At 49.1% G+C, this 12,806-nt stretch carries 13 protein-coding genes and 1 tRNA gene; 6 read left to right on the top strand and 8 right to left on the bottom strand.

Features of this window, described 5'->3' with window-relative positions:
- The coding region (locus tag ACJMNB_RS09550) for an ATP-dependent Clp protease ATP-binding subunit (RefSeq protein WP_405341838.1) at window positions 1-2,211 on the bottom strand (2,211 nt) is incomplete at its 3' end.
- Window positions 2,212-2,581: 370 nt separating this feature from the next.
- Window positions 2,582-3,169, bottom strand: coding sequence for a hypothetical protein (locus tag ACJMNB_RS09545; protein ID WP_405341836.1), 588 nt, complete (start codon window positions 3,167-3,169; stop codon window positions 2,582-2,584).
- 48 nt (window positions 3,170-3,217) lie between these two features.
- Between ACJMNB_RS09545 and ACJMNB_RS09540 the strand changes: the two genes are divergently transcribed.
- From ACJMNB_RS09540 to ACJMNB_RS09530, 3 genes are read left to right on the top strand one after another with little or no spacing between them, the layout of a single operon-like run.
- Window positions 3,218-3,817 carry a fibrobacter succinogenes major paralogous domain-containing protein gene (locus tag ACJMNB_RS09540; protein WP_405341834.1) on the top strand — a complete coding sequence of 200 codons (600 nt, stop codon included), beginning with the start codon at window positions 3,218-3,220 and terminating at the stop codon, window positions 3,815-3,817.
- A gap of 27 nt (window positions 3,818-3,844) precedes the next feature.
- Window positions 3,845-4,393, top strand: a complete 549-nt coding sequence (locus ACJMNB_RS09535) for a hypothetical protein (protein WP_405341832.1) — start codon at window positions 3,845-3,847, stop codon at window positions 4,391-4,393.
- The gene (locus ACJMNB_RS09530) at window positions 4,378-4,941 is read left to right on the top strand and encodes a hypothetical protein (RefSeq protein WP_405341830.1); all 564 of its coding nucleotides are present in this window, start codon (window positions 4,378-4,380) and stop codon (window positions 4,939-4,941) included. The genes ACJMNB_RS09535 and ACJMNB_RS09530 overlap by 16 nt, the downstream gene beginning before the upstream one ends.
- A 35-nt stretch (window positions 4,942-4,976) precedes the next feature.
- Here the strand turns inward: ACJMNB_RS09530 and ACJMNB_RS09525 are convergent, their stop codons facing one another.
- Window positions 4,977-5,273, bottom strand: coding sequence for a HigA family addiction module antitoxin (locus tag ACJMNB_RS09525; RefSeq protein WP_405341828.1), 297 nt, complete (start codon window positions 5,271-5,273; stop codon window positions 4,977-4,979).
- 258 nt (window positions 5,274-5,531) lie between these two features.
- Between ACJMNB_RS09525 and ACJMNB_RS09520 the strand changes: the two genes are divergently transcribed.
- Window positions 5,532-6,383, top strand: a complete 852-nt coding sequence (locus ACJMNB_RS09520; RefSeq protein WP_405341826.1) for a fibrobacter succinogenes major paralogous domain-containing protein — start codon at window positions 5,532-5,534, stop codon at window positions 6,381-6,383.
- On the opposite strand, the gene ACJMNB_RS09515 is transcribed toward ACJMNB_RS09520, so the two are convergent.
- From ACJMNB_RS09515 to ACJMNB_RS09505, 3 genes are all read right to left on the bottom strand, one after another.
- Window positions 6,384-7,061: an outer membrane beta-barrel protein gene (locus ACJMNB_RS09515; RefSeq protein WP_405341824.1), complete on the bottom strand. Its 678-nt coding sequence runs from the start codon at window positions 7,059-7,061 to the stop codon at window positions 6,384-6,386.
- Window positions 7,062-7,279: 218 nt separating this feature from the next.
- Window positions 7,280-7,353 (bottom strand) — tRNA-Pro (locus ACJMNB_RS09510).
- Window positions 7,354-7,431: 78 nt separating this feature from the next.
- A complete protein-coding gene (locus ACJMNB_RS09505; RefSeq protein ID WP_405341822.1) occupies window positions 7,432-7,902 on the bottom strand; it encodes a Smr/MutS family protein in 471 nt (156 codons plus the stop codon).
- A gap of 218 nt (window positions 7,903-8,120) precedes the next feature.
- Here ACJMNB_RS09505 and ACJMNB_RS09500 point away from each other — a divergent pair, with 218 nt between their 5' ends.
- Window positions 8,121-8,891: a transporter substrate-binding domain-containing protein gene (locus ACJMNB_RS09500; RefSeq protein WP_405341820.1), complete on the top strand. Its 771-nt coding sequence runs from the start codon at window positions 8,121-8,123 to the stop codon at window positions 8,889-8,891.
- Here ACJMNB_RS09500 and ACJMNB_RS09495 read toward each other — a convergent pair.
- Window positions 8,888-9,670: a lauroyl acyltransferase gene (locus ACJMNB_RS09495; RefSeq protein WP_405341818.1), complete on the bottom strand. Its 783-nt coding sequence runs from the start codon at window positions 9,668-9,670 to the stop codon at window positions 8,888-8,890. The genes ACJMNB_RS09500 and ACJMNB_RS09495 overlap by 4 nt on opposite strands.
- A 49-nt stretch (window positions 9,671-9,719) precedes the next feature.
- Window positions 9,720-11,057: a UTP--glucose-1-phosphate uridylyltransferase gene (locus tag ACJMNB_RS09490; protein WP_405341816.1), complete on the bottom strand. Its 1,338-nt coding sequence runs from the start codon at window positions 11,055-11,057 to the stop codon at window positions 9,720-9,722.
- Between the two features lie 86 nt (window positions 11,058-11,143).
- On the opposite strand from ACJMNB_RS09490, the gene ACJMNB_RS09485 reads away from it, so the two are divergent.
- Window positions 11,144-12,799: an FISUMP domain-containing protein gene (locus ACJMNB_RS09485; RefSeq protein ID WP_405341814.1), complete on the top strand. Its 1,656-nt coding sequence runs from the start codon at window positions 11,144-11,146 to the stop codon at window positions 12,797-12,799.
- Window positions 12,800-12,806 lie beyond the last annotated feature (7 nt).

Below are 12,806 nucleotides of genomic sequence, written 5' to 3'. Positions count from 1 at the left end.
ATGGATGATCTCATCGATACGATTGATGAACTCGGGTCGAACCTGTGCGCGGAGCTGCACCTCCGTGAGGATGGAAGTCATGATAATCAAGGTGTTCTTGAAATTGACCAAACGACCTTTGTTATGCGTCAGACGACCGTCATCGAGCACTTGCAGCAGGACGTTGAAGACATCCGGGTGCGCTTTCTCTATCTCATCGAAGAGGACGACGGAGTAGGGTTTACGCCGGATGGCTTCGGTCAGCTGTCCGCCTTCATCGTAGCCCACGTATCCCGGAGGCGCACCGATGAGTCGCGAAACGCTATGCTTTTCCATGTATTCGCTCATGTCGATACGCACAAGAGCCGCCTCGCTGTCGAACAATTCTGTTGAAAGCGCACGGGCCAGTTCCGTCTTGCCGACACCCGTCGGGCCCAGGAACAAGAAGCTACCAATGGGTGCATTCTCGCGGCTTAAACCGCTACGGTTACGCAAGATGGCTTCGGAAACCGCTTCCACGGCTTCGTCCTGGCCAATCACGCGGGCATGCAGACGTTCGTCCAGGTGCAACAACTTGGCCTTTTCGCCTTCGCAAAGCTTGGTCACGGGAATACCCGTCCAACGGCTTACCACAAGGGCGATAGTTTCTTCCGTCACCTCTTCGCTCAGGTCGCCGTCGCTTGCGGCCTTCCTGATTTCTTCGGTCTTTGCGGCGATTTCCTTTTCCAGGTTCACAATCTTGTTGTACTTGAGTTCGGCGGCGCGGTTCAAGTCGTAGCGGGCTTCGGCCTGCTCCATCTCGTCCTTCGCCTGCTGCAAGGATTTCTTGAGTCCCTGGAGTTCGGCGTTCTTGGCGCGGCGTTCCTGCCAACGATCCTGCATCAGCTTTACTGCCGCATCCGTCGTAGCGAGCTCTTCGCGGAGTTCTTTCAAGCGCTTCACGCTGTTGTCGTCGGTTTCCTTCGCCAAGGCCTGCTCCTCGATCTTCATCTGGAGTTCCTTACGCTGTAAGGTGTCCAAGGCTTCCGGCACCGTATCCATTTGCGTCTTCACAAGGCTTGCGGCTTCATCAATCAAGTCGATTGCCTTGTCCGGCAGGAATCGGTCGCTAATGTAGCGGTTCGAAAGTTTCACCGCCGCCACGAGCGCGTTGTCGTGCAGACGCACGCCATGGTGGGCATCAAAACCGTCCTTGATGCCACGCAGAATAGAAATGGATTCTTCTTCGCTGGGTTCGTCGACCTGCACAGGCTGGAAACGGCGTTCCAATGCGGAATCCTTCTCGATGTACTTGCGGTATTCCTGCGTGGTCGTCGCACCGATGCAGTGCAGTTCACCACGGGCCAGCTTCGGCTTGAGCATGTTGCCCAAGTCCATGGAGCCTTCGGTCTTGCCCGCACCCACGATGGTGTGGATTTCATCGATAAACAACAGCGTGTTGCCGTCTTCTTCAAGAGCGTCCAGCACGGCTTTCAAACGTTCCTCGAAATCTCCACGGTATTTTGCACCCGCCATCAAGGCGGACAAATCCAGCGCGAACAACTTCTTGCCCTTCAAAGCGTCAGGCACATCGCCGCGATAGATTCGCTCGGCGAGCCCTTCGACAATAGCGGTCTTACCCACGCCAGGTTCACCCACCAGGCACGGGTTGTTTTTCGTCTTTCGGCTAAGGATCAAGATAACGCGGCGGATTTCCTCTTCACGACCAATCACCGGCGAAAGCTTTCCGTCGGCGGCCATTTCCACCAGCTCGCGGCCGTAGAGTTTCAAGGGAGATTGTTCTTCGGCGTTGGCAGCCCCTGCAAACGGGTCCGAAAGCCAGGTTTCCACGACTTCCACGGAACCCAGCGCATCTTCGAACACCTTCGCAAGGCCACGGTCGCCCGAGAACTTCATGAGGGCCACGAGCATGTCGCCCGGAGTCACCATACGATTCACCTGACGCGCCGCCTGCACGGATGCACGCAAGATACGGTTCAAGTCGTTATCCGGTTCCACGTCGGGGTTCACGCCTTCCATACGCGGAATCTTCTGCACGAAGGGTTCCAGCTTGCCGCGGAGCTCGTTTGTCTTCGCGCCCTTGGACTTATAGAGTTTCTTCAGGGTGGCATCCGGGCCTTCTACAAGACCCACGGCCAAATGTGCCGCTCCCAGGTACGAATGGGAACAGCGGTCGCGCAGGCTCTGCGCCTTCGCCAAGACTTTTTCTGCATCGTTGTTAAAATCAGACATATTAGCCTCTTTTTCTTTTTTACCGCCTTTATTATGCAAAAGGTGTGCCAAACCCTAAAAACGCTCAAATTTGGGCAAAAAAGGCCGAAAAAGGGGACCCCGTTTAATAAAAATATGGCGTTTTTTCAAAAAAATACGCTTTTTTAGCTCTTTTTGAAACTATAGTATAGCGTATGGCTACATTCGATACATTTTTGTCACTTTGCGTTGTAAAGTACAACAACGCTTTGTATACAGAAACCATACCTTTTCACCCCGTACGAATCTATCTTATGGATACGAAACCAAACATCCCAAACACCAACTACGGCATCCCTTGGGGGGGATGCCGTTAGTTTTTTTATAGGGATGATTTTAAAGGGAAATCAGTTTATTTCGAAAGGCACTGTGCTGCTTTAAGCATAATATCGACTTCCAGTTTTTTCTGGTTTTCGAAAGCGGTTTTCATCAGGTCATGCACGGTGTAGTCTTTCTTGATTGACGTTAGCACGCATTCGCAGGTGGCCTTGTCCACATCGCCTGCTTTTAGGCATTCCTTTACGAAGGCGTTGTCCGTTTCGGCGGGGTAGTTTTGGGGAATGCAAGGCTCCACAAAGTCGAAGCCCCATTTTTCAAAATCGATGTTGTCACCGCTGATGGAGCTCATAATCTGGTTGATAAACTTCCCGTCTTTAACGAGACGGTTGTAGGCGCAATTGCAAGTCTTGTCGGCCTGGTTTACGCCCAACCATTCTATGGATTGCACGGTACAAGACTGAACGAAGTTGTCCTTGAAAAGCGGGCTTTGCAACAGCGCCTTGAAAATCAGCATTTCTTCTTGAGAAACCTGGGGTGCGGTCTTTGGGGCGGACGCCTGGGTAGCGGCATTGGCCTGTGTTTTGGTGGCGGAATCGTTGGGGGCGGCAAGGCAGAAGGCTGTTGTGCAAAGGAATGCGGCGATAGTTTTTGATATAGACATGGGACTCCGTTTTTTTTCAGAAAATAGAAAATTAGTTATTTTTGGACCATGAAGTTTTGGCTAGTCCTATTTGTGAGTCTGTTGGTGGTCAGCGTTTCGGCGGCCCCTAAGTCTAAAAAGAAAAACGAATTCAAGGATTCCCGCGACAAGCAGAAATACCGCACGGTACAGGTGGCCGGGCTCGAATGGTTTGCCGATAACCTGAATTACAAAACTGAAGGCAGTTCCTGCTACAAAGATGACGAAGACCAGTGCATGGTCTATGGCCGTTTTTATACCTGGGATGCAGCCAAGAGGGCATGCCCTGCAGGTTTCCGCTTGCCCACGCATGCTGATTTCGAAAGCTTGTGGACTGCGGCGGGCGCCGACTTTAATGCGGGTTATTTGCTCAAGGCAGATTATGGCTGGTCGGGCGATACCAACGGCAACGATACTCTCAAGTTTTCAGCCATGCCTGCGGGCAATCGCTTTGATGACGAAACCTATGGCAATATGGCGAAGTTCGCCTTCTTCTGGAGCAGCGACGATTCCTCGGAAGGTATCGCTCCCGAAAATGCCCGTGTGTGGTACCTCACCAGCAAATCCATGGCGTTCGGCTACATGTCCAAACCCAAGAATTTCGGCTTCTCGGTAAGGTGTGTGAGATAGAAGGGAATACAATATTTTTTACAAATTATGAAACAGAATTTATTCAATATTTCTACGGTATTTAGAATTTGCATAGCCTTTTGTTCCCTAGGGCTTGCGCTGTTAATTCCCAGTGGTTGCGCCTATATGATGGAGAACGATTCCGGGTCGCCGGAAATACTTTCCATAGAAGACTTTCAGGGGTGCTTCTACAAAGAGTATTTTAGTGACCATAGCGGCGAAACGACTCCCGATACGTTGCTGTTTGGTAGCCTAGACTGTCGCAAAGTATGCGTTTACGGGGATTCGGTGGTCAAGTCGGGATATACGCAATATAGATCCTATATGACCAAAGATTCTTCATCGCTTATTCCAACGGAATCGCCGTCAAAAAGGGATACGATTTTTTCGACATTGAAAATTCTGGAACCAGAAGTGGATGGCTTCTTTAGAAAGAATATTTCTGGATTCGATTGGGATGTTTGCAAGACTGAAAACCATGTTGTTTATTGTCGTGAACGCCGTTCTGTCAACCATGAAACCGTTGAAGTTTGGGCAGAAATTAAGCGGGAGGCTAATTTATGCAACGCCTTCTAGTCTTTTGCCTACTGGCTCTTTGCATTAACGCGCATGCCGTATTCTTGGCTGGCTATGTAGGCGATAGCCGAATTCAGTCTTCCAACGACATTTACAAACCAGCCGGAATTGTGGGACTTTCTTTGGACGCGGGGTTCTTTAATGAACCCGAAAATATCGTGGACTACAAACTCTCCTTTGTACTCAAGCGGTTCGGTTATTCTCACCATGATGGCGATGAAACTGTTTCGCTCTGGAGCATCGGAATAAAGCCTTTGACATGGTCCATTACACTCTACGATGTGTCTCTGGAACTGTATGGCTCGTTCAACTACATATTTTCCACAAACGGAAATACCGAGTATTTCGAAAGCAAGCTTTATAGGAAGACTAATGCCGATAGTTATACCTATGGCTATGGGTATAGGCTAGGTTATAATATCAAACCGCAATTCTTTGTGGCGCTTCAGATGGATATGCAGTTTATGAAGTGGAGGTCTAACCACGTTGCAAACAACGAATATATCGGCGGAGTAGGACTCTCATTCCAGTGGAACTTGCCTTTGTAAGGTGATGTGGGGGAGGAATCCCCCTCGGCGAAAATTCACACGGGTTCGAAGGTTTTGATTTTGTCCAGTTCTGAGGCAATCTCTATTTTGAGATTTCGAATGTCGATGTCATCTTGCAGGGAGATGAAATAATCATCGGAAACGCCAAAGAACTTGGCGAGTCTCAAAGATGTGTCAACGGTAATTCTTCGGCGGTCGTGAAGAATGTCCTGAATTCTTGAAACAGGAACGTTGATTGCCTGGGCAACTTTGTAGGCGGACAAACCCATGGGGGTGAAAAACTCTTCGTTGAGAATTTCTCCGATTGTCGGTGTCTTGATATGTTTGCTCATGGGGTGATATATACCTATTTCGTGTGTATATGTCAAGTGGGTATAATATGTTTGCAGTATAAAATCTACCAAATGGATTTGGAAAGTGTGCAATCAGTTGGTTAAAGAAAATTAATCGCCTCAGTCCTGCCCATGCAAGCTTGGTCGCAATATTCGGCTCATAAGTTTTGCAAAATTCGTCTTGTTTCTAAGAATTTATATTGGGAACGTTGATTGCTTTCTCCATTATCTATATTTTAATCAATTAAGGTGGACTTTATGAATAGAAAAACTTTTATTCTAGGCGTTGCATTATCTGCTGTTCTTTTCTTTGCTGCTTGCGGCGATGACTCTTCGTCTACGTCGGTAAACAATGGATCTTTTGAAAATGTTACTCAGAGTAGTAGCGAAAAGGCTGAAGAATTATCAAGCTCTGCCGAAGATGCGGTTTGCTCTAGCTCGGAAGCGGATTTTGGTTCGTCTCTAGCTGGTAGTGTATACGATGCTGCGAAAAAGACTTTAACGGATAATCGTGATGGTCTGGTCTACAAGACCGTGACTATTGGTGGTCAGATATGGATGGCGGAAAATCTCAACTATGCTGATAACTATGAAACGCCGAGTTTAAAGGGAAATAGTTGGTGCTATAACAATTCCCCTGAATACTGTGATAAATATGGTCGCCTGTACTCATGGGCTGCGGCCATTGATTCTGTAAAACTCGCGAACGGTGTCGCGAACCCGCTGGACTGCGGCTACCACGAGGAATGTGGCCTTACGGGCACAGTTCAGGGTATTTGTCCAGAGGGGTGGCACCTGCCTAATGATGACGAATGGAATGTCCTGTTTACTACTGTGGGCGGCTCGTTAAAGGCAGGTAGATATCTCAAGTCACAGACGGGTTGGTATAGTAATGGCAACGGCACGGACATCTACAGTTTTTCCGCACTGCCTGCTGGCAACAGGGAACTCTTTGGGTTCGACGAAGATGGCGTTGGTACGTCCTTCTGGAGTTCTACTGAGTACAATAACGACTACGCGTACAGCATGAGATTGATTTACAGCGAGCAGGCGAGCCTGTTCCCCAGCAACAAGTACTACGGATTCTCTATTCGTTGTCTCCGGGACTAGCTAAATGAAATAGTAGCCTAAAGCGATGCTGAAAGAGAGCAGGTGTACGCTGATGTCGTCGTAGCGCTTGTTAATTTTGCTTGCGTCTAGAACGGTTGTTAGTCCGAATAGGGACTGCAATCCCAATTCAAGCTTATCCCCGAGCAAGATTCCGGTGCCAGTTGTGAGTTGCACGTCGCAAAAAGATACTCCCGTGCCATCCCACCTTGTCCGTAAACCGACGGAGCTGTTTCTATTCCTGTAATACCCTTCTTTTGCATCAATGACGAAGGCGAAGGTTAGTCCGGCATCAAAGTAGAAGATACTTTTGGTTTGAAAATGCGCAAGGACGGGAATGCCTAAGCTGACTGTCTCGTAATGCACGTAGTTGTTTCGTTCTAGGTTGGTGTTTCGGTATCCAGCATTGTTCTGGAGTGAGCGGACGTTATACGTCAACCCGGTGCGAATTGCGGGAATATCGCGGAAGTTGAAGATGGTGTTGATGGCGAGCAGGAATCCGGGGCCATTAAAGTCCATTGGGTTCATCAGGTTGCCTTCTTTGCCTACTAAAAAATCGTAGGATAATCCGATGCTGGAGCCGAGCCTGAAAAAACGGCTGGAGGCATCGCTAGCGTGGCAGAATGCGGTCATTGCCGCCACGATGAACACTAATTTGAATTTAATTGATAAAGAATGCATGTTGGCGGAAAAATAGGTGACAGCGAGATGAGGCAAAAGTTTCACTTCGTTTCAACTTTTGCCCTGCGGGTTTTGGCTTGCGCCAAAATCTCTAACTTGCCCGATATTCGCTTTGCTCATGGGGCAAGTTAGTCGAACTCACTTCGTGAGTTCTTCATCTCGTCCATTTTCAATGAAAAACAAAAAAAGACTCCGTTGAGGAGTCTTTTTCGTTTTTATCGGAATAGCGAGATTCGAACTCACGACCTCTTGCTCCCGAAGCAAGCGCTCTACCAGGCTGAGCTATATTCCGGTTCGGTGGTCCAATAATAGAAAAAAATGGAAAGAATTTAAAGGGGAAAGGCGCAAAAAAATGAAAAAAGTCGAATTTTTATTTCTTGGGGAGTTTGGAGGCCCTTTTGGCGGGGGCGGGGCGCGGTTTTCCGAGGATCATGATGCTGGAACCGGCGTTGTCGGGCTCCACTTTGTACAGCTGGATGCGGTTGCTCCATTCGGAACGGACTTTGCGGTCGATAATGCGCTTCACGTTGCCGTAGCTGGGGTTTCCGCCGCCGTGGATGACCCTGAGCACCTTGAGGCCCGCAATCATCAGGTCATCGATGCGCCGTTCTACGGCTTCTGCGGCTTCGTCCGAGGTCATGCCGTGGAGGTCGATTTCGTCTTCGGGTACGGGGAGTTCCCAGGCGCTGGGGCTGCGGCGCATCTTACGCCCCCGCGGGGCCCGTGCGGGGCGTGCGGCGGCTTCAGCTTCAGCAGCCTTCTGCATTTGAGCGTCCTTGTCTTCCATGTGGTGGTTGTTAATCCACGCTAATTGGAATTCTTCTTCTTGATTTAGCGCCATGATTCACTCTTTTTGCGTCTAAAGATAGATTTTTTTACGGATAATGCTTGATTTTGAACTGATTTGGACGTTTAAACCCTATTTATTACATTTTTTGCATTGAAAATGCCCGAATTTTTCTTATATTGTAATAAAATGTTGAGGTTTTTGTAATGATGAATAGTTTGAGGGTTGTTGCATCATTGCTAGTCGCTATTGCATTGCTGGGGTGCACTAGAATGGAAATCCCTGAAAACAGGGTGTTTTCCATTAATGACCTCGGTAATAAAAAAGTAGGGGTGATCGAGGGGACGACGGCTGAAATTTACGCAGCCGAATATGGCGGAGATTCCGTCAAGATCCAAGTTGAAAAATTTCCGACATTGTCCGAAACGGTCGATGCTCTTCTTCAGGGAAAAATTGACGCGGTGCTCAGTGATGATGCGCCCGCTAAGGTATTTGCCCGCAAAAACCCTTCTTTGCGAATCTTAAATGAGGTTTTTAAGGAAGAATCCTACGCTGGTATTGTGGCAAAAGAAAACATGGGCCTGCTGGATTCCGTGAATATCGCCTTGATCCAGATGCGCGCCATGGGTGTTTACGATTCTATTTTTGACTCCTATATCGGAGGCCAAACGAAGTACGAGGTCCATGTGGATTCCGTTGATGGCCCGGTGCTGAGGGTTGCGACCAATGCGGACTTCCCGCCTTTTGAATTCCGTTGCAAAAAAAGGGGAGTCGTGGGTATCGATATCGAAATTGCCCGCTATGTAGCCAATTACTTGGGCCGCAATCTTGAAGTCATCGATATGGATTTTGACAATATTATTGATTCCGTTCGTGCCGGCAGCGCCGACCTCGGTCTCGCCGCTTTGTCGGTGACTGAAGAACGCGGACAAGTTGTCAATTTTACAGATCACTATGCCACGTCCAAAATCGTGATTATGGTGCGTAGTGGCGAAGAAGAATCTACCTTCCAGCGTATTAAGGATACATTGCTGGGCGGCTAAATCTTAAAATTTCCGTGATAATTCCAGCTCCACTGTTCGGGGTGCTGGGATATCCAATTTTCTATTTCTTTTGAAATATCGCTAATCAGTGAATCGGACTTCGGGGGGTAGTACTTTTCGAAGCGGATTGTGATATTGTGCTCGGGAGAATTGTCTGTCCAGGTGCGGAAGGTGACAATGCCTGCACCCATTTGGTTCACTTTTTGCGGAAGACGCAGGTAGAGAGTAGAGGACTGTCCAAAGAGTTCAACTTCGTTACCCTTGGTGTGGCGCCCCTGATCGACAACCATCGCGAGAATTCCCTTGGTCTTGAACAAGTTGCGAATCAGCTTGCCCGTTTCTTCGGGGTGGTATTCGGTGAGGTTCGGATCGCTGCGAAGTTCCTGTAGCAGTTTGCGGAATGCTTGATCGCCAACGGAATCGGTAATCAGGTGCACATGTTCGCTGTAGCGGCATAGGCTGCGGTGCAAGAGCTCGAATGCCCCCTGATGAATGCTGATGGCGGCAATGGGGCCGTGTTTTACGGCCTCGCGAATGATTTCTTCGTTTTCGAAGACGAGGCGGCTTTCAACATTCTTGAAGCGGGCGAGTCCTCGGTAAGAATCCAGCGCGTTCCAGAAAATTCCTTTAAAGACGTCGCGGGCTTGTATGTTCGTTTTTAGATAGGCTTTTGCCTTGGCAAGGTGCTTGACCGTGCGTCCGTAGGCGCGCTCGGTATGTAACGACTTGTATACCGGGAATGCAACTGCAAAAAGTGCCGAATAGAAAACATCCGGCACTCTCAACAAAATGTGGATTAAAACCTTGTAAGTAAAGTACTTCAGGTCGTTATTCCTCGTCGAATTCCAGAATGTTTCTGCCCAGTTCGCGTTCGAACAGACGGCGAGAAAGGCCTTCGCCTGCGTAGCTCAGGGTGGGCGAAATTTCGTAGAGCTTGCCCGGCTTCACTTCTACGTGAGCCTTGCGGAGCCATTCGCGATGAAGGCGACCGATCATGGTGCGTGCGGTCTTCGGCGAATCGTTTCCTTCGGCGTTTTTCACTGGAGAGAATTCTTCTTCGCGGACTACGCCGAAGGGCATCATGGAGCCCAGCTGCGGGAAGGCGTCGAACAGGAACTGCTCGAACTTCCAGCATTTCTCGATACCGCAGACCGTCTTGCGGGCGGTGTGCCACGGGAGTTTGCTGGTCTGCAGCTTGCGCAGTCCTTCGATCTTGAACAGGTGAATGGCGAGGTTGCCGCCGTCAAATACGAGGCTTCCGTCAGGGTTCGTCATGTCGCGGTACTGTTCCGGAAGGTCGCTGTATTCAACCACGCCGGGCTTGCCGTTCTGCAAGGCAAAAATTCCCACCTTTTCGTTCGGGCCGGCTTTATGCACCACCTTGGAGGCGGACATGCTGCGGCCTTCGCTGGCGAGCGCGCCAATAAAGGCCGGGTCGCAAATGCGGCAGAGGGCGTTGTCCACACTGTAAAGGAATACGTAGCGCACGCCTTTTTCGACGAGCCAGGCGAGGGTGCCGCTCTGGGCGAGAGCGCGGAAGCATCCTCCGTTTCCGTCGGGAACAAGTGCCAATCGGTCGTTGTCGACGACAGCCTTTCCTTCGGGAGTCAGGGCGCAAATGGTACCCTGCTCAAAGAAACGAATGTTTTCGCGGGCGTAACCGAAGAAGTTGTGCTCGGTAAAGAAGTTGACGGTCGCTTCATGATTCAGCGGGCTCGTCATGATGCACCAGGGAATCGCGTGACCCACCTGTGCGGCCAAGTTCTGCAAGCGTTCTGCCTGCAATTGGAACAAACTCTTGTGACTCGGGAGACCGATGTCGAACATGCCCTTGGGACCATCGAAACCGAGGCGGGAACCTTGACCGCCTGCAACCAGGAATGCTGCTACCTGGCCCTTGCCGAGCAGGATTTCGCCAGTCTCTTTCCAAAAATCGTAGCGCAGGTCATCGATAGCGGTCTTGAACGGCATGGGCTTCAAGTCGCCGGTCACGTTGTCGTCAAGCGAGGCGTTGGACTTTTCGGTGTAAAGCGTCTTGAGTTCTTCCCAGTTCTGGCTTTCGATATCGCGTTCCAAATTCTTGCGGGCATCGCCGCTCAAAGATTCAAGCTTGGCTACCAGTTCCTGCTGGCCAGCCGCATTCAAAGTTTCGATAATGTTGCTCATACGCTACAATATAGCAATGTGCAGAATTATCTAAGCTGAATATTAAAGATTTTCTATATTCCGTTTGATTTATTGCGGAGCTAGGAATGAAAAAAAATATTGCAATGGTTACGGCCGTGATCGCGGCTATGATTTTTTCTGCATGCGGAGACGACTCGAATTCAGCTTCTTCGGAACAGGAAAATACGGATTATTCTTCCGGTGCCATCATTGATGACGGACGCGACGATAACGGGGAGCGTGACTCCCATCGCAGCCATGGTGTTGAAGGTGACCGTTCTCCCGCAGAGCAGTCTTCCAGTAGCGCCTTGACAGATAAAGGAGTTTCTTCGTCGGAAGATTATTCGTGGGCGCTTCAATCTGATTTTGATTGGACAATCACTAAAGAATCCATCTGGAATCCTGATGCTCAGTATGATTCCTTCGTTGATAAACGCGACGGCAAGGTTTACAGATCGGTGAAAATCGGTGGCCAGATTTGGATGGCGGAAAACTTGAATTATTCCGATAGTGTAAAGACTCCGCTTCTTAACGGCAAAATGTGGTGCTTTAAAAACGATGCGAAAAATTGTGAATTGGCCGGTCGCATGTACTCCTGGGATGTCGCTACTGAAATTTGTCCCGAAGGCTGGCATTTGCCGAGTATCTTTGAGTGGAAAGTCTTGGCCGTAGAGGCTGGAGGGTTGAAGACTGGGGCTAAGGCACTCAAGTCTCGTACAGGCTGGGCCAGTTTTTATAGGGTGGCTCGTCCAGGACAGACTGATTTCGATGGTCCGAATGGTTCGGACGTCTATGGCTTTTCCGCAATGCCTTTTGGTCTTAGGGATTATAATGGCGTTTATGATTTCGATGGCTACACGGCGCTTTTCTGGACATCTGCCCAGCGTGAAGATAATCCTGAATATGCTTTCCATGCGGACATGAAACATGAGGATTCGAGTGTTTTCATCGCTGAATTTTCTACGGATATCAGAATGGGACTTAGTGTCCGCTGTATCAATGATTTGTCTGTTAACCCAGATACTTCCCGTAACTGGAGATGGGATGTTTCAAAAGAAGATCTTCTGAATCCTGAAATTAAATATGACAGTTTTACGGACCCGCGCGATGGACAAGTTTACAAGACGGTGAAAATTGGCGACCAGATTTGGATGGCTCAAAATCTAAACTACTGGGACACTCTTGCGATGCCATTGTTGAAACAAGGAAGTTTGTGTTATGACGGTGATTCGCTCAAGTGTCAACTGATGGGGCGTTATTACGAATGGAGCGCGGTTATTGATTCGGTGGGTCTTGCTACGGACGAAGAAGATCCTATAAATTGTGGCTCAGAGGCAAGTTGTAATTTTGCACGAAATGTTCAGGGTGTTTGCCCACCGGAATGGCATTTGCCCTCGTTGAGGGAATGGAAAACCTTGATTGATTTTGCCGGTGGAGAATTTTATGCGGGTATAAAGCTAAAATCTAAACGTGGCTGGAACTACGTTGTGGATGAAGGTGTAGATGGAAATGGCTTGGATACTTACGGCTTTTCCGCGTTTCCGTCTGGTGTAGCGAACCACTCTGATGGGAAAAAGGTTTATAGGTACCTTGGGGAAACTACCGGCTTTTGGAGCATTACTCCGTTAAGTGTCTATGAGATTAGGCTTTTGACGCTGCATGGGGATTATGAAGGGCTTTTTACAGAGCATTCTGCAACTACCTATAAATCCTACCACCCCGTTCGCTGTCTTAAGGACTAGAAGTCCC

The organism is Fibrobacter sp., assembly GCF_045131395.1.
Classification (GTDB): domain Bacteria; phylum Fibrobacterota; class Fibrobacteria; order Fibrobacterales; family Fibrobacteraceae; genus Fibrobacter.
The sequence above is the reverse complement of the archived record's forward strand: the minus strand, read 5'-3'. Positions and strand labels throughout refer to the sequence as shown.